The organism is Streptomyces sp. NPDC127038, assembly GCF_042725875.1.
Lineage (GTDB): Bacteria > Actinomycetota > Actinomycetes > Streptomycetales > Streptomycetaceae > Streptomyces.
Genome location: NZ_JBHXDQ010000001.1, coordinates 281,538 through 298,337, shown reverse-complemented (window position 1 = coordinate 298,337; position 16,800 = coordinate 281,538). Strand labels below are relative to the sequence as shown.

At 70.8% G+C, this 16,800-nt stretch carries 16 protein-coding genes; 6 read left to right on the top strand and 10 right to left on the bottom strand.

Going from position 1 to position 16,800, the window contains the following annotated elements; genetic code table 11:
• Positions 1-154 precede the first annotated feature (154 nt).
• A complete protein-coding gene (locus tag ACFWI4_RS01400) occupies positions 155-1,066 on the top strand; it encodes a Gfo/Idh/MocA family protein (RefSeq protein WP_387189538.1) in 912 nt (303 codons plus the stop codon).
• On the opposite strand, the gene lnt is transcribed toward ACFWI4_RS01400, so the two are convergent.
• The 6 genes from lnt to ACFWI4_RS01370 form a co-directional block, all read right to left on the bottom strand.
• Complete coding sequence (gene lnt, locus ACFWI4_RS01395; RefSeq protein WP_387189536.1) at positions 984-2,570, bottom strand: apolipoprotein N-acyltransferase; 1,587 nt, start codon at positions 2,568-2,570, stop codon at positions 984-986. The two genes, ACFWI4_RS01400 and lnt, sit on opposite strands and share 83 nt — an antisense overlap.
• A 180-nt stretch (positions 2,571-2,750) precedes the next feature.
• A complete protein-coding gene (locus ACFWI4_RS01390) occupies positions 2,751-3,236 on the bottom strand; it encodes a nuclear transport factor 2 family protein (protein WP_387189533.1) in 486 nt (161 codons plus the stop codon).
• A 118-nt stretch (positions 3,237-3,354) separates the two neighbouring features.
• Positions 3,355-3,534, bottom strand: coding sequence for a hypothetical protein (locus tag ACFWI4_RS01385; RefSeq protein WP_103552016.1), 180 nt, complete (start codon positions 3,532-3,534; stop codon positions 3,355-3,357).
• 130 nt (positions 3,535-3,664) lie between these two features.
• Positions 3,665-3,838, bottom strand: coding sequence for a hypothetical protein (locus tag ACFWI4_RS01380; RefSeq protein WP_385396182.1), 174 nt, complete (start codon positions 3,836-3,838; stop codon positions 3,665-3,667).
• A gap of 106 nt (positions 3,839-3,944) precedes the next feature.
• Positions 3,945-4,820 carry an undecaprenyl-diphosphate phosphatase gene (locus ACFWI4_RS01375; protein WP_387189529.1) on the bottom strand — a complete coding sequence of 292 codons (876 nt, stop codon included), beginning with the start codon at positions 4,818-4,820 and terminating at the stop codon, positions 3,945-3,947.
• Between the two features lie 136 nt (positions 4,821-4,956).
• A complete protein-coding gene (locus ACFWI4_RS01370) occupies positions 4,957-5,418 on the bottom strand; it encodes a winged helix-turn-helix transcriptional regulator (protein WP_387189526.1) in 462 nt (153 codons plus the stop codon).
• 107 nt (positions 5,419-5,525) lie between these two features.
• On the opposite strand from ACFWI4_RS01370, the gene ACFWI4_RS01365 reads away from it, so the two are divergent.
• Complete coding sequence (locus tag ACFWI4_RS01365) at positions 5,526-6,701, top strand: thiolase family protein (RefSeq protein ID WP_387189524.1); 1,176 nt, start codon at positions 5,526-5,528, stop codon at positions 6,699-6,701.
• A gap of 36 nt (positions 6,702-6,737) precedes the next feature.
• On the opposite strand, the gene ACFWI4_RS01360 is transcribed toward ACFWI4_RS01365, so the two are convergent.
• On the bottom strand, positions 6,738-7,556 hold the full coding sequence (locus ACFWI4_RS01360) for a TVP38/TMEM64 family protein (RefSeq protein ID WP_387189522.1): 819 nt from the start codon (positions 7,554-7,556) through the stop codon (positions 6,738-6,740).
• Between the two features lie 49 nt (positions 7,557-7,605).
• Here ACFWI4_RS01360 and ACFWI4_RS01355 point away from each other — a divergent pair, with 49 nt between their 5' ends.
• From ACFWI4_RS01355 to ACFWI4_RS01345, 3 genes are all read left to right on the top strand, one after another.
• Positions 7,606-8,340, top strand: coding sequence for a DNA alkylation repair protein (locus tag ACFWI4_RS01355; protein ID WP_387189520.1), 735 nt, complete (start codon positions 7,606-7,608; stop codon positions 8,338-8,340).
• A 370-nt stretch (positions 8,341-8,710) separates the two neighbouring features.
• Positions 8,711-9,880, top strand: coding sequence for an elongation factor Tu (tuf, locus tag ACFWI4_RS01350; protein WP_385396170.1), 1,170 nt, complete (start codon positions 8,711-8,713; stop codon positions 9,878-9,880).
• A 175-nt stretch (positions 9,881-10,055) separates the two neighbouring features.
• Positions 10,056-10,901, top strand: coding sequence for a spermidine synthase (locus ACFWI4_RS01345; RefSeq protein WP_387189518.1), 846 nt, complete (start codon positions 10,056-10,058; stop codon positions 10,899-10,901).
• Positions 10,902-10,968: 67 nt separating this feature from the next.
• Here the strand turns inward: ACFWI4_RS01345 and ACFWI4_RS01340 are convergent, their stop codons facing one another.
• The 3 genes from ACFWI4_RS01340 to mmsA all read right to left on the bottom strand — a co-directional run bounded on the left by ACFWI4_RS01340 (position 10,969) and on the right by mmsA (position 14,998).
• A complete protein-coding gene (locus ACFWI4_RS01340) occupies positions 10,969-12,075 on the bottom strand; it encodes a substrate-binding domain-containing protein (protein ID WP_387189517.1) in 1,107 nt (368 codons plus the stop codon).
• Positions 12,076-12,155: 80 nt separating this feature from the next.
• The gene (mmsB, locus tag ACFWI4_RS01335) at positions 12,156-13,454 is read right to left on the bottom strand and encodes a multiple monosaccharide ABC transporter permease (RefSeq protein WP_387189516.1); all 1,299 of its coding nucleotides are present in this window, start codon (positions 13,452-13,454) and stop codon (positions 12,156-12,158) included.
• Positions 13,451-14,998, bottom strand: a complete 1,548-nt coding sequence (gene mmsA, locus ACFWI4_RS01330; RefSeq protein WP_387189514.1) for a multiple monosaccharide ABC transporter ATP-binding protein — start codon at positions 14,996-14,998, stop codon at positions 13,451-13,453. The genes mmsB and mmsA overlap by 4 nt, the downstream gene beginning before the upstream one ends.
• 220 nt (positions 14,999-15,218) lie before the next feature.
• Here mmsA and ACFWI4_RS01325 point away from each other — a divergent pair, with 220 nt between their 5' ends.
• A complete protein-coding gene (locus ACFWI4_RS01325; protein ID WP_387189513.1) occupies positions 15,219-16,463 on the top strand; it encodes an ROK family transcriptional regulator in 1,245 nt (414 codons plus the stop codon).
• Positions 16,464-16,800: the final 337 nt, after the last annotated feature.

Below are 16,800 nucleotides of genomic sequence, written 5' to 3'. Positions count from 1 at the left end.
GCGGGCACGGACGTCGGCACGCTGACACCCTGCCCGCGCACGCGTCCCGCGCGCACCGGCCCGCCGCCACCCGGGCGAGGGCTGCCCGCGTACGGCGGTCGCGGCGGCCGTATGCTTCCGACGGAACCCGCGTCGGCGACTGAAGGAGACCCCTGTGAAGGTCGGCTGCATCGGACTCGGCGACATCGCGCAGAAGGCGTATCTGCCGGTGCTCGGCGTGCAGCCCGAGGTCGAACTGCATCTTCAGACGCGGACCCCCGCCACCCTCGACCGGGTCGCCGACACCCTTCACCTGCCGCGGGACCGGCGCCACACCGAGCTGGACGACCTGCTGGCCCAGGACCTGGACGCGGCCTTCGTGCACGCGCCCACCGTCGTCCACCCGGAGATCGTCACCCGGCTGCTGGAGGCCGGCGTACCGACCTATGTCGACAAGCCGCTCGCGTACGAACTGCGCGAGTCGGAGCAGCTGGTACGGCTCGCCGAGGAACGCGAGGTCAGCCTCGCGGTCGGATTCAACCGGCGCCACGCACCCGCGTACGCGCAGTGCGCCGAGCACCCCCGTGAGCTGATCCTGATGCAGAAGAACCGCACGGGACTGCCCGAGGAACCCCGCACCATGGTTCTCGACGACTTCATCCATGTCGTCGACACCCTGCGCTTCCTGGTGCCGGGTCCCGTCGACGACGTCACCGTGCGGGCCAGGACCGAGGACGGGCTGCTGCACCACGTCGTCCTCCAGCTCGCCGGGGACGGGTTCACGGCCCTCGGTGTGATGAACCGGCTCAGCGGCTCCAGCGAGGAGATCCTGGAGGTCTCGGGCCAGGACACCAAGCGGCAGGTCGTCAACCTCGCCGAGGTGATCGACCACAAGGGCCAGCCGACCGTGCGCCGGCGCGGCGACTGGGTGCCGGTGGCCAGACAGCGCGGCATCGAACAGGCGGCTCTGGCGTTCCTCGACGCCGTGCGGTCGGGGAAGCTGCTCAGCGCCCGGGACGCGCTGGCGACTCACGAGGTGTGCGAACGCGTGGTGCAAGCCGTTCAGGAGCGGTCCGCCGCACTCTGAACGCGCGCGTTCCCTCGCTCACACACAGCGCCGCCATCACCAGCAGTGCGCCGTGCACGGGCCAGTCGCCGAACCGGACGTAGGGAGTGATCCCCCGGGCCAGCGGCACGTCGTAGACCACCGCGCTGCTCGCGTCCGTGCCGAGCCAGGAGCCGATGCGCCCGCCGTCCGGGCCGTAGACGGCGGAGACGCCGGTGAGCGTCGCGTGCACCATGGAGCGGCCGGTCTCGGCGGAGCGCAGCGCGGCGAGCGAGGCGTGCTGCTCCGGCGCCCAGCTGTGCTGGAACGTCGAGGTGGAGGACTGGGCCACCAGCACGTCGGCGCCGTCCTGGGCCAGATGGCGGCTCATGTCGGGGAACGCCGTCTCGAAACAGATCATGGGGCCGATGCGCAGTCCGTGCCCCACGTCCATCACCACCTGTTCGGTGCCCCGCCTGCGGTCCTCGCCCGCGGCCTTGCCGACGGAGGTGGCCCAGCCGAGCAGCGAGCGCGCGGGCACGTACTCGCCGAACGGGACCAGCCGCATCTTGTCGTAGCGGTCGCCGGTCGGGCCGTGTGGTCCCACCAGGACCGAGCTCTTGTAGATTCCGGGCCGGTCGGACCGCCGCGCGTCGACGTTCACCAGGATGTCGGCGCCGACCTCGCGGGACAGCGTGGCGACGCGGCGGGCCAGATCGGGCCGGTCGGCCAGGTCGAAGCCGATGCTGCTCTCGCCCCAGACGACCAGGTCGGCGCCCTTGCCCACGAGCTCGCGGGTCAGCGTCTCCTCGCGCGCGAAGCGCTTGTCGCCGCTGGCACTCCCGTCCACGACACCGGGCTGGACGACCGCGATCCGCACCCTGCCGTCGACCTCGGGGCGCGGCGACCACACCCAGGCGGCCGAGGTCGCGGCGGCCGTCGCGACCAGTCCGGCCACGGCGGGCATACGGGACTGACGCACCGAGACGAGCACGGTGACGGCGACGTTGACCGCGACCACCAGGAAGCTGAGCAGCCACACCCCGCCGACCGAGGCCAGCCGCAGCGCCGGTTCCACCTGCCACTGGCTCGATCCGAGCAGACCCCAGGGGCCGCCCAGGCCCTGCCAGGACCGGACGAGTTCCACCATCAGCCAGCCCGACGGCAGGACGAGGAGCGCGGCGCCGATCCGGCCGGGTGAGGGCACGCCGGCCAGGAACCGGCGAACGAGCCAGCCCCAGGGGGCCCACAGGGCGCCGAGCAGCGCCGCTATGACCACCAGGAAGACATGCAGGCTCGGCAGCAGCCAGTGGTGCACGGCCAGCAGGAACCCGAACCCGCCGAGCCAGCCGTCGTACGCGGCTCGTCGGCCCGTGGGGGCCGAGCGGGCCAGGAGCATCCAGGGCACCAGGGCCACGTACGCGAACCACCACCAGGACGGGGCGGGGAACGCCAGCATCGGCAGCGCGCCCGCCAGGGCGGCGACGAGTCCGCGCCGCCAGGGGGAGACCAGCCATGGGCCGAACGCACGGTCGGGCCTTTTCATCTTCCGCCTCCCTGCCCCGTGGTGTCTCCAGTGTGCGCGTAGGCGGCGATCTACGACAGGGGGCGTGGTGACCGGCGAGGGGCGCGCGGAGCGGGCGGTGCCCCCGGGCGCGCAGGGGTACGGCGGCGGCTCAGGGGGCCGCTGGGGAGTCGACGCGGTGGAGAGGCGGGCGGCCGTGGCTCAGGGGTTCGCGGGGGAGTGGCGGGGCTGGGGCAGCCGGCGCCACTTCTCCTCGACGACGACCTGGCGCAGCCGCCAGCCGTCCTCGGTGCGGACCAGACCGAAGGAGTAGCGGCCGCCGCACACGAGGTCGGGGGCGGTCGAGTCGCCGTCCTGTCCCGTGAACCGCATCGGATTGATGTAGTCCGCGCGGACCTCGGCCGTGTCACCGGTGTCCTGGTCCAGGACACCGAACCGGACCCGCCGGTTCACGATCAGGTGCTGGCGCATCGCGAACAGGTCCAGGCTTCGCGTGAGCCATGCGGCGACCTCGGCGGCGTCGCCCTCGATGCCGCCGGCCGAGCGGTAGTCGGCACGGCCCTTCGGCGCGAACAGCGCCCGGTACGCGCCCCAGTCGCCGTCGTCCACAGCCACCGCGTACGCGGTGACGATCTCGTCCACGGAGAACCGGTCGAGTACGGTCGCGAGCTCCACACGCTGCGTCATCGGCTCAGTGTTGGTCACTCCGCCCGCCACGCCAAGGGGCCGGGCGGGGATATTCGGTGTCGGGAAGGGTTCGGCACGGCAACGGGCGGCGTCGGGCGGGCATCGGTCCGCGGGGGCGCTACGCCGCTTCGATGATCTCGCCGCGTATCGCCTCGGCCCACTTCACGATCAACAGCTCGTACTCCGCCCGCTCCTGCGCGGACAGGGAGCCGCCCGTCCGCGTCCACAGGGCGCGGATCTGTTCGTTCAACGCGGCGGCAGACCGCACGGAACCAGGCGGGGTGGCATCGGGGGACATGCGGACCAGCCTAGGCGCAAGGACTGACACTGCGCTACCGGGCGGCTACGCAAGTCGTATGTGCTGCGTCACGATGCACCGGACCGACCGCCCGGGGTGCCCCGTGAGCCCTGCGGCGGCTCTCCCGGCGTCAGCCGATCGGGCCGCCCGTCTCGGAGCGTTCGGCCCAGACCCGCGCCGCGAGCGCCTCCGCCTCGTCCTGAGGGATACCGGCGCTCACGAGGATGACCCCGCGGCTGCCGTCCGGGAACTTCACACTGCGCGCTTCGGTGCCCAACCTGCCCAGCGCGGGATCTTTCGGCATGCTCCACCTCCAGTCGGAGAGGCCACGCTAAATCGTCGCAAGCCGGTCCGCAGAAGCGTTCGGCCAGACGGCCTATCGCTCACGGAACGCCTGGTCGGCGGCCCGCTCAGCCCGACGACTCGGCCGCGTGCGGGCTGAGGGCGTCGGCGCCCACCAGGCCGAGGATGACGAGTCCCAGGGCGATGCGGTACCAGACGAACGGCATGAAGCTCTTGTGGGAGATGAACTTCATGAACCATGAGATGACGGCGTAGCCGACCGCGAAGGCGATGACCGTCGCGAAGAAGGTCGGTCCCCAGGAGACGTGGCCCTCTTCGGCCGCGTCCTTGAGCTCGAAGGTACCGGAGGCCAGCACGGCCGGCATGGCGAGGAGGAAGGAGTAGCGGGCCGCCGCCGCGCGGGTGTAGCCCATGAACAGACCGCCGCTGATGGTCGCGCCCGACCGCGAGACGCCGGGGACAAGGGCCATCGCCTGGCAAATGCCGTACAGCAGGCCGTCCTTGGTGTTCAGGTCCTCAAGTGCCTTGCGCTGCTTGGGCGCGCGGTGCCTGCCGCCCGTCTCGTCGCGTGCCGCGAGCCGGTCGGCGACGCCTATGACGACGCCCATCACGATCAACATGGTGGCGGTGACCCGCAGATCGCGGAACGGTCCCTCGATCTGGTCCTTGAGCGTGACGCCGAGCACGCCGATCGGGATCGAGCCGACGATCACCAGCCATCCCAGCTGTGCGTCGTGGTCGCGGCGCATCGCCTTGTTCGTGAGCGAGCGGAACCAGGCCGACAGGATCCTTCCCACGTCCTTGCGGAAATAGATCAACACGGCCGCCTCCGTGCCGAGTTGCGTGATCGCGGTGAACGCCGCACCGGGATCGTCCCAGCCCGCGAAGGCCGCGGTCAGGCGCAGATGCGCGCTGGAGGACACGGGGAGGAATTCGGTCAGCCCTTGGACGAGCCCGAGGACGAGGGATTGAATCCAAGACATGCAGGTACCTGGTCCAAGTGCTGATCGCGGAAAGGGAGATGGGCACGCGTGATCGCGGGAGTGCGGCGATCACGGGCGCTGAGGGAAGCCTAACCTCCGTGGGCGGCGGCCCGGCCGGGGGCCCTGGAACGCGGAGCTACGGGGTGACGGGGCCCGTCACCGTCCAGCCCGGGGCCTGCGGGTGGGGTGTCACCGACGTGTGCTCGACCCGCTCGCCGCATTCCCGGCAGACGACCTGGGGGACCAGTTCGTGGCCGCATGCGTGCTCCAGCACCATGGGCCGGAAACCGTCCTCCTGGAGGTGCCGGTCCCCCCAGGACATCAGCATCAGCAGGACCGACTCCAGTTCGAGGCCCGCCCGTGTCGGCCGGTACTCGTAGCGCTTGGGACGGTCGCTGTACTCCGCCTTCTCCAGCAGTCCGGCCTCGACGAGCCGCTTGAGCCTGGTCGTCAGGACGTCCCGGGGGGCGCCGGTGTTGCGTGCCAGCTGGTCGAAGCGGGTGGCGCCGAGCGACACCTCGCGCAGGACGAGCAGGGAGTACTTCTCGCCGACGAGGGCGAGCGTCGCGGCGATCGAGCAGGGGCGGGGGTCCTTCATGCCGCCAGTCTACGAAGGTGGGTTGGATGTTCCAACTCACTAGGTTACTCTTGGGTCACTTAGTGGGTTTGGAAATCCAACTCACTCACGGATCTGAGAGGCATGCCATGCGTGACGCCGTGATCGTCGAAGCCGTACGCACGCCCGTGGGCAAGGGCAGGGCGAACGGTTCGCTCGCCCACGTCCACCCCGTGGAACTCCTGGCACACACCCTCCGTACCCTCGTCGAGCGCTCCGGTGTCGACCCGGCGCTCGTCGACGACGTCATCGGGGGCACCGTCGACCAGGTCGGCGAGCAGGCCATGAACACCACCCGGTACGCCCTGCTCTCGGCCGGATTCCCCGAGACGGTCCCCGCGACGACGGTCGACCGCCAGTGCGGCTCGTCGCAGCAGGCGGTGCACTTCGCCGCCCAGGGCGTCATGTCCGGGGCGTACGACATGGTCGTGGCCTGCGGTGTGGAATCGATGAGCCGTGTGCCGATGTGGTCCAACGTGCCGGCCGGCGCGGACCCCTTCGGACCGGGGGTCGCGGAGCGCTACCCGGAGGGTCTGGTGCCGCAGGGCATCAGCGCCGAGCTCATCGCCGCCAAGTGGGGCATCACCCGCGAACGGATGGACGCCTTCGCGATCGCCTCGCACCGCAAGGCGGCACAGGCCTGGGACGGCGGTCTCTTCGGCGCCGAGGTCGCGCCCCTCGAAGGCCTCACCCGGGACGAGAGCATCAGGCCCGGCAGCACCCCCGAGACCCTCGCCGGCCTGAAGCCCGCCTACTACGACCCGGCCTTCGCCGAGCGCTTCCCGCAGATCGACTGGTCCGTGACGGCCGGGAACGCGAGCCCGGTCAACGACGGGGCCTCGGCCGTGCTCATCACGTCCGGCGAGAACGCCGCCCGCCTGGGCCTGCGGCCGCTCGCCCGGCTGCACAGCTTCGCCGTCACCGGTTCCGATCCGCTGCTGATGCTCACCGGGGTCGTTCCGGCCACCGAGAAGGTGCTGCGCAGGGCCGGCCTCGGCCTCGGCGACATCGACCTCTTCGAGGTGAACGAGGCCTTCGCGTCCGTCGTGCTCGCCTGGCAGCAGGAGACGGGGGCGGACCTGTCCAGGGTCAACGTGCACGGCGGCGCCATCGCGATCGGCCACCCGCTCGGCGCCAGCGGCACCCGCCTGACCACGACCCTCGTCCACGCGATGCGGGTCAGGGGCGCCCGGTACGCGCTCCAGACCATGTGCGAGGCGGGCGGACTGGCGAACGCGATGATCCTGGAGTCCGTGCGCCCGTAGCGGCGGCCGTTCCCGCGTACCGGTGCCGTACGGGTGTCAGTGGCCCCGCAGGTGGTGGCGCTTGCGCCAGGCCACCACCGTTCCGGCCAGGGCGGGGACGGTGATCAGGGCCATCGCGATCAGGAACGCGGGGGAGGTCGGCGACGACGCGCGGGCGCCGGCGACGGCGTACGCGGCCGTGTTCGGGACGGAGCCGAGGGCCGTCGCGACCAGGAAGGGCAGCCAGCCCATGCGGGAGACGGCGGCGCAGTAGTTCGCGGCCCAGAACGGCACCCCGGGAAACAGCCGCGCCACCATCATGGAGCGGAACCCGTGCCGGCTGAGCTGACCGTCCGCCGCCTTCAGCCAGCGGGCCCGCAGCAACGGCCGCAGCGCGTCCTGCCCGAGGATCCGGCCGAGTCCGAAGGCCGCTCCCGCGCCGAGGACCGTGCCCACCAGCGCCGTTCCCAGCCCGAGCTGGGACCCGAACACGGCCCCGGCCGCCAGATTGAGCAGCGGCCGGGGAACGAAGGCGACCGTGCACAGCGCGTAGGCCAGGGCGAACACCGCGGCCGCGGCGGCGCCGCCGAGCTGGGGCGGCCAGCCGTCGGCGAGCAGTCGCTGCGGGTCGAAGAGGAGCACGCTCGACGCGGCCGCCGCGAGCAGTACGACCAGCAGCGCGAGCCGCGCCCACGGCGAGAGCAGTGCTCTCACCAGACGCGCGGCCGGGCCCGTGCGTACGACCGCAGGGACCACGGGCGCGGCGACGGAGGTCTCCGGGCCGACGGCCGGGTCGGCGGAGACGGTGAGCTGCTTGGCGACGGCCTGGGGAGTGGCCGTGGCGGTGCCCCCAGAGCGGAGGGTGGCATCGAGCATCCGGCGAGATTATCCGACGCGTGTGTGTGATCGCCGTATGGTTCGTCCCATGGGCGTCACAGCTTCGGGAACGGCGGGTGCGCGGTCCGAGGTGCCGGACAGCGTCCTCGCGGACCTCCTCCTGGACCGGCTCACGACCGTCTACCCGGCGGCCGCCGACCCCGGGCGGGCCGCGTCGATGCGCGCGTACATGAAGGACATCGCGCCCTTCCTCGGGCTGACGACCCCCGAGCGCCGTGCCCTGTCCCGCACCGTGCTCCGGGACACCGCGCGGCCCGGCGAGCGGGACTGCGCCGCGCTCGCCCTGCGCTGCTGGCGGCTGCCGGAACGCGAGTACCAGTACTTCGCCGTCGACTATCTGCGCCGCCACGTGACGCGGCTGTCGTCGGGCTTCCTGCCGGTGGCCCGGCACCTCGTCTCCACCGTCTCCTGGTGGGACACCGTCGATCTGCTCGCCGCGCACGTGGTGGGAGGCCTGGTGGCCGCGGATCCACGCCTGCGCGCCGACATGGACGCCTGGATCGAGGACGACGACCTGTGGGTCGCCCGCACCGCGCTCCTCCATCAGCTCCGCTACAAGGAGGCCACCGACACCGGGCGCCTCTTCGCCTACTGCGTCCGGCAGTCGGGGCACCCGGACTTCTTCGTCCGCAAGGCCATCGGATGGTGTCTGCGCGAGTACGCCAAGACCGACCCGGACGCCGTGAGGGACTTCGTGGCCGCGGAACGGTCGCGGCTCGCCCCGCTGTCCGTGCGCGAGGCACTGAAGAACATCGGCCCCTGAGACCGGACCCTCTCGGCGAACCACCGCGGGGACCCTCTCGGCGAACCCCACGGCCCCCGGGACGGCGCCGGTGCCCCACCGGCCCGCCGGGCACCGAAAATCGTTCGACGCGGCCCGGACCGTCGGAGATGATCTCCTCATGTTCCGGTACGCCTTCCTCCTCGCAGCATCCGCGGTCGCGGATGCGCCGAAGGCTGCCGTCCCGATCATCACGGCAGCCGTCGACGGCGCCCGAAGCTGACCCTTCCCGGATCGTCCGGCGGACCCCGCAGGGGGAGGGTCGGTAACTCCTGGGGGTCCCCGTCCCGGCCGTACGCGCCGGGACCATCACTCGGCTCCGCCGACATCGAAGAGGCTTCGAGGAACCGCCATGCCCAAGACGGCTTACGTGCGCACCAAACCGCACCTGAACATCGGCACCATGGGTCACGTCGACCACGGCAAGACCACCCTGACCGCCGCCATCACCAAGGTCCTCGCCGAGCGCGGCTCCGGCACGTTCGTCCCGTTCGACCGGATCGACCGGGCGCCCGAGGAGGCCGCCCGCGGCATCACCATCAACATCGCGCACGTCGAGTACGAGACCGACACCCGGCACTACGCGCACGTGGACATGCCCGGCCACGCCGACTACGTCAAGAACATGGTCACCGGCGCGGCGCAGCTCGACGGGGCGATCCTCGTCGTGTCCGCGCTGGACGGGATCATGCCGCAGACCGCCGAACACGTGCTGCTCGCCCGGCAGGTGGGTGTCGACCACATCGTCGTCGCCCTCAACAAGGCCGACGCGGGCGACGAGGAGCTCACGGACCTGGTCGAACTGGAGGTCCGCGAGCTGCTCTCCGCCCAGGGCTACGGGGGCGACTCGGTGCCCGTGGTACGGGTGTCCGGCCTCAAGGCCCTTGAGGGGGACCCCCGTTGGACGGCCTCGATCGACGCGCTGCTCGACGCCGTGGACACCTACGTGCCGATGCCCGAGCGCTATCTCGACGCGCCGTTCCTCATGCCGGTCGAGAACGTGCTCACCATCACCGGCCGCGGAACGGTCGTCACCGGTGCCGTGGAGCGCGGCACGGTCCACGTCGGCGACCGGGTCGAGGTGCTCGGAGCGGGCGTCGACACCGTGGTCACCGGACTGGAGACCTTCGGCAAGCCCATGCAGGAGGCGCAGGCCGGCGACAACGTGGCGCTGCTGCTGCGCGGGGTGCCCCGCGACGCGGTCCGCCGCGGGCACGTCGTCGCCGCGCCCGGCAGCGTCGTGCCCAGCAGTCGCTTCACGGCGAGGGTGTACGTCCTGTCGACACGCGAGGGGGGCCGCACGACGGCGGTCGCCACCGGGTACCGGCCGCAGTTCTACATCCGGACCGCGGACGTGGTCGGCGACGTCGACCTCGGCGAGCTGCCCGTGGCCCGGCCGGGCGACACCGTCGAGATGACGGTCGAGCTCGGCCGCGAGGTGCCGCTGGAGCCCGGCCTCGGCTTCGCGATCCGCGAAGGAGGCCGCACGGTCGGCGCCGGGACGGTGACCTCGGTCGGCTGACGCCCGCCCGGGGAACCGCGGCCCGGTCACCCCCGGCCGGGGAACGGGGCCCGCCACAGGACGGCGGGCCCCGTTCCCGTCGCCGGGGACCCCGTTCCCGTAGACGCGACCGGGGCCGTTCCCCGTGGACGGGCCGTCGCCGGGCGGGCCGCCGGGCGTGCCGCACAATGGACGCGTGGACGAGCCGATACCCGTGACACGGGCCGTGGATCACGGGACCGCCAAGCTGATGCCCGACGTCGACCGCGAGCGGGCGTGGCTGCTGACCGTGGACGGCGCGCCCCAGTCGTACGTGGACCTGGACGAACCGACGCACCTGGAGTTCGAGTACACCCGTCGGCTCGGGCACGTGCTGGACACGGTGGCGGAACCGGGGCGCGCCCTGGACGTCCTGCACCTCGGCGGCGGGGCGCTCACCCTGCCCCGCTACGTCGCGGCCACCCGGCCCGGTTCACGCCAGGACGTCGTCGAGGCGGACAAGGGCCTGCTGGAACTGATCACCGAGTGTCTGCCGGTCCCCGACGGCACCGGCATCGAGCTGCACCGGGCCGACGCCCGCGCCTGGACCGAGGCCGCCGCCCCCGGCTCCGCGGACGTCCTCATCGCGGACGTCTTCGGCGGCTCGCGGGTCCCGGCACACCTGACCTCCACCGCCTACGCGAGCGCCGCCGAGCGCGTGCTGCGCCCCGGCGGCGTCTACCTCGCCAACCTCGCGGACGCGGCGCCCTTCGCCTTCCTCCGCTCCCAACTCGCCACGTTCTCCACGGTGTTCGAGGAGATCGCCCTGATCGCGGAACCCGGTGTGCTGCGCGGCCGGCGGTTCGGGAACGCCGTGCTCGTGGCCTCCCACCACCCGCTGGACACGGCCGTCCTGTCCCGTCGTACGGCCGCCGACACCTTCCCGGCGCGGGTCGAACACGGGGCGGCGCTGCGGGACTTCATCGGCGGGGCCGCCCCGGTGCGCGACGAGGACTCCGTTCCGTCGCCCGAGCCGCCCGGCGGGTCCTTCGGCATCGGCTGACACGCCCCGGAACGCCGCTGTCCCGCACCCGGTGAACTCCGGGGCGGGACAGCGGCGTCGGGGCCCGTTACTTGGTGAGGGGCGCCAGCTGCGGGTCGTTGGCGTAGGCCTCGGCCGCGTTCTCCTTGGTCACGATGACCGGCGGGAGGAGGTACGCGGGGACGACCTTGGAGCCGTTGTTGTACGACTTGGTGTCGTTGATCTGCGGCTTGTCGCCCTTCTGGAGGGACTGGACCATCTTGATGGTCTCGGCGACGAGCTTGCGGGTGTCCTTGTTGATCGTCGAGTACTGCTCACCCGCCATGATCGACTTCACCGACTCGACCTCGGAGTCCTGGCCGGTGACGACCGGGACCGGCTTGCCGGCGCCCTTGACCGAGGTGATGATCGCGCGGGCGAGGGTGTCGTTCGGCGACAGGACGCCGTCGAGCTTCTTCTTGCCGCTGTACGTCGAGGTCAGCAGGCCGTCCATGCGCGACTGGGCGTTCTCCGCCTTCCAGCCCTGGATCGCGGTCTGCTTGATGGCCGTCTGGCCCGATCCGACAACGATGTCGCCCTTGTCGATGAGGGGCTTCAGCACGCTCATCGCGCCGTCGAAGAACACCTTGGAGTTGTTGTCGTCCGGGGAGCCGGAGAACAGCTCGATCGTCCAGGGGCCCTTGGGCTTCTTGGCCTTCATGCCGTTGATCAGGGCCTGGCCCTGGAGCTGGCCGACCTTGTAGTTGTCGAACGCGATGTAGTAGTCGACGTCCTTGGTGTTGGTGATGAGGCGGTCGTAGGCGATGACCTGGGCACCCGCCTGCTTGGCCGCCGCCACCTGGGTGGACAGCTGCGAGGCGTCGGTCGCGCCGATCACGATGACCTTGGCGCCCTTGGTGACCATGGAGGAGATCTGCGCCTGCTGGTCGGCGACGGTGGTCGAGGCCCCCGCGTACTGCACGTCGGCCTTGAAGCCGGCGTCCTTGAGGCCGTTGGTGAACAGGTCACCGGCGAGCACCCAGTTCTCCGAGGTCTTCGCGGGAAGCGCGACGCCGACGAGGGAGTTCTTCGCGAACCCCTTGGCGTCGCCGCTGCCGGAGGTCGAGCCCTCGCGGTGGTTGGAGCACGCCGTGCCCAGGCTGAGCAGTGCGACGGCGCCGACGGCGGCGATCCCTCTGATGATGCCTCTGCGCATGGTGGGGTGAGCCTTTCTTACGGTGGTACGGGGTGAGTGGGACGCCGTGGAGGACGGCGTGCTGGGTGACGACTCGGCGTTCAGCTCGTGACCTGTGCCTTGTCGGAATCGGCGGACTGCCCGGACGGTTGGGCCGGGACGGCCGCCTCGTCCCGCTGGAAGGGGCGGCTCAGTGTCCCGATGATCGAGAAGCGCCCCTGCTTCTTGCTGTACACGTCGAAGGCGACGGCGAGCAGCAGGACCAGGCCCTTGATGATCTGGACCATGTCGGAGCCGACGCCCTCCAGTTGGAGGCCGTTGTTGAGCAGGGCCATGACGAGACCACCGACGATGGAGCCGCTGATGGTGCCGAGGCCGCCGGAGACCGCCGCGCCGCCGATGAACACGGCCGCGATGGCGTCGAGTTCCCAGCTCAGTCCGTCCTGGGGACCGGAGGCCGCGGACCGCGCCACGAAGATCATGCCCGCGAGTGCCGCGAGGACGGACATGTTCATCATGACGAAGAAGTTGACCTGCTTGAGCTTCACACCGGACAGCTCGGCCGCGCGGGAGTTGCCGCCGACGGCGTAGATGTGCCGGCCGCCGATGGTGTTGCGCGTGTAGTACGAGTAGGCCAGCACCAGGACGATGAGGATGATGCCGGAGATGGGCACGCTGGTTCCGATCCGGCCGCCGGCGAAGCGCAGCGTCGCGAAGACGATCACGGTCAGCATGACGGCCAGCCGTATCCCGGCCACCCACAGCGGAGCGGCGTCCGCGTTCATCTCGCGCCGGGTCTTGCGCGCGCTCCACTCCCGCCACACCACGCCGAGGCAGGCGGCGAGGCCGAGCAGCAGGGTCAGGTTGTTGTAACCGGTGTCGGGGCCGACCTCCGGGAGGAACCCGGCGCCGATGTCACGGAATCCGGTGGGCACCGGCACCGTGTCGGCGTTGCCGATGTACTGGTTGCCGCCGCGGAACAGCAGCATGCCGGCCAGGGTGACGATGAACGCCGGCACCCCCACGTAGGCGACCCAGAAGCCCTGCCAGGCGCCGATCACCGCGCCGACCAGGAGTCCGAGCACGATGCCCAGGGGCCAGGGGAGCGAATACTCCTGCATCGTCTTGGCGACCACGATGCCGGTGAACGCCGCGACCGAACCCACCGAGAGGTCGATGTGGCCGGCGACGATCACCATCAGCATGCCGATCGCGAGGATCAGGATGTAGGAGTACTGGCTGACCACGGCGATGAGGTTGCCGGAGGTCAGGGTCAGCCCTCCGGTCCAGATCTGGAACAGCACGACGATCGCCACGAGCGTGGAGATCATGCCGAACTGGCGGGCGTTGGAGGTGGTACCTCCGAAGAGGTTCTTCTGCAGCTCTGTGATGCGGCTCATGTGGTCGCTGTCTTCGTGAGAGAGGTCATCTTCTTCATCAGGAGTTCCGGGTTCGCGTCCTGCCGGGTCACCTCACCGGTGATGGCACCTTCGAACACCGTGTAGATGCGGTCGCACAGGCCGATGAGCTCGGGCAGCTCCGAGGAGATGACGATGACGCCCTTGCCCTGGCTCACGAGCCGCTGGACGATCCCGTAGATCTCGTACTTGGCGCCCACGTCGATGCCGCGGGTCGGTTCGTCGAGGATCAGCAGGTCGGGGTCGGTGAACATCCACTTCGCGAGGACCACCTTCTGCTGGTTGCCGCCGGAGAGCTTCACCACGCCCTCGTCGACACTCGGCGTCTTGATCCGCAGGCTCTGGCGGTACTCCTCGGCGACGCGGTGCTCGCGCACCGGATCGACGACCTTGCGCCGGGCGATCTTCGACAGCTTGGCGGCCACCATCGAGGTCTTGATGTCGTCCAGCAGATTGAGGCCGATCGACTTGCGGTCCTCGCTGACGTAGGCGAGCCCGTGGCCGATGGCGTCGGCCACCGACTTCAGCCGGATCTCGCTGCCGTCCTTGAAGACCCGGCCGGAGACGTAGTGGCCGTAGGAGCGGCCGAACAGGCTCATGGCCAGTTCGGTGCGCCCGGCTCCCATGAGCCCGGCGAAGCCGACGATCTCACCGCGCCGGACCGTGAAGGCGGAGCCCTTGCACACGAGCCGGTCCTCGGCGGTCGGGTGCCGCACCGTCCAGTCGCGGACCTCGAAGAACACCTCGCCGATGTCGGGCGTGTGGTCGGGGAAGCGGCTGTTGAGCTCCCGGCCGACCATGCCCCGCACGATGCGGTCCTCGTTGACCCCGTCGGCCTTGACGTCGAGGCTCTCGATCGTCCGGCCGTCACGCAGGATCGTGATGGTGTCGGCGACCGCCTCGATCTCGTTGAGCTTGTGCGAGATCATGATCGAGGTGATGCCCCGCTCCCGGAAGCCGCGCAGCAGATCCAGCAGATGCTGCGAGTCGGCCTCGTTGAGGGCGGCGGTCGGCTCGTCGAGGATGAGCAGCTTCACGTCCTTGGCGAACGCCTTGGCTATCTCGACGAGTTGCTGCTTGCCGACACCGATGTCCTTGATCAGCGTGTCCGGGTCCTCCCGGAGTCCGACCTGTTCCATCAGTTCGACGGCCCGCCGCTGCGCGGTCTTCCAGTCGATTGCACCGCGTCTGCGCGGCTCGTTGCCGAGGAAGAGGTTCTCGGTGATCGACATGCCCGGGACCAGCGCCAGTTCCTGGTGGATGATCACGATGCCGGCCTGTTCGCTGGCCCGGATGTCGTGGAACTGGACCCCCTCGCCGCGGTAGACGATGTCGCCCGTGTAACTGCCGTGCGGGTGCACCCCGCTCAGCACCTTCATGAGCGTGGACTTGCCTGCGCCGTTCTCGCCGCAGATCGCGTGGATCTCGCCCTCGTTCACCACCAGGCTGACGTCCTCCAGGGCCTTCACGCCCGGGAACGTCTTGGTGATCGATCGCATCTCCAGCAGGACCGGGGTTCCGCTCATGAGAGGAACCCCGCGCTGCGGAGGCCGCGCCGGCCGCACGAGCCCGTGCGGTGCGGGACGCGAATTCTCTTGGACATCAACTTGCCTCCGATGGCACTGCCTCGTGCCTCCAGCTCCTGCGTGTTTCGTCTGCGGGACCGGACTTTAAATCCATTTGTTTTACTAAGTCAACGCCCCGGCGGCGGTATTGTCAGTGAGCTGGCGCAAGAGAGGACGATTCGTGCGGCAAGCAGGAACAAATCTCCCCAAGGTCGGGCGATACAACCGGGCGGTGGTCCTCGACCAGATCCAACTCACGGACGGCATCAGCCGGGTCGAGATCGCTCAGCGGACCGGTCTCACCCCGCAGACGGTCTCCGGGATCGTGCGCCGGCTGCTGGACGAGGGGATCGTCCGCGAGGACGGCGCCAGCCGGGTCTCCAGCGGAGGCAAGCCCCGTACCACCCTGCGGATCAACGCCGACGCCGGCAGCGCCGTCGGGCTCGTCTTCGACCCGGTCGAACTCACCTGCGCCGTGGTCGACCTGCTGGGCCGGCCGCTCGTCGTCATCCGGCGTCCCACGCCGCCCGGCACCGATCCGTCGCACGTCGTGTCCGCCATGGCCGATCTGGTCGCCGAGGTGCTCGACGAGGCGAAGATGCCGCGCGAGAAGGTCCTCGGGCTCGGCCTCGCCACCCCGGGGCCCATAGACCAGGAACTCGGGGTGATCGTCGCGCCGCCCCAGCTCGCGCACTGGACCCGCGTGCCCCTCCAGAGCATGCTCAGCGACGCCACCCGGCTGCCGGTGACCCTGGACAACGACGCCACCGCCGCCGCCATCGGCGAACGCTGGTCCGGGGTCGGCAAAGGGGTCGCCAACTTCGCCTACCTGTACCTCGGTACGGGCATCGGCGGCGGTCTGATCCTCAATCACCAGGTGTACAGGGGAGGCTCGTTCAACGCCGGCGAGTTCGGCCACTCCTCGGTGCTGCCCGACGGACCGGAGTGCTACTGCGGCAACCGGGGCTGTCTCGAGGGACTCGTCAATCCGTCCGCGATCGTCTCCGAGACGCACCGGCGGCTGGCCGCCGACTCCGGTGCCGGGAGCGTGCTGTCGTCCTCGTTCGAGCGGGATCCGGCGTCCGTCGACCACGCCGCGATCCGGCGCGCGGCGGGGGCGGGCGACCCTCTCGCGGCGGCCGTCATCGACCAGGCCGCGGAGCACGTCGCCTCGCTGGCGGTCAGCATCGCCAACTTCATCGACGTGGATCTGATCATCCTGGGCGGCCACGGTCTCCAGCACGTGGAGGCGCGGTACGTGGACATCGTCGCCGCGGCGCTGGCCACCAGACCGCTGGCCCGGCACATCCGTACGGTGCAGGTCGCCGCGTCGCCGCTGGGCGCGGACGCCGCGGTGGTGGGAAGCGCGGCGCTGGTGCTGCACGCCACGTACTCGCCGCAGCTGTCGTCGTTGCTGTCCGACTGAGCCGGCGCCGGACGGGGCCTGCCGGGCCGGGCGGGGGTGTCCGGGGGTGTCCTCGGGCGTGGGGCAGGGGGCAGGCCGGCTGGTGGGGTGCGGTGGGTTGGCCCCGGCCGGTGGGCAGGGTTGGCCGGGGTGTGGAACAGGGTTAGCCCGGCTGTGGAGTCGGGTTGGCCCCGGCCGGTGGGCAGGGGTAGGCCCAGGTGTGGAACAGGCGTAGCCCGGGTGCGGAACAGGGCTAGCCCGGGTGTGGAGTCGGGTTGGCCCGATGGTGTTGGGTTGGCTCGGCTGGGGGTGAAGCTGGCCGATGGAGTTGGGTTGGCTCGGTCGGGGTGAAGCCGAC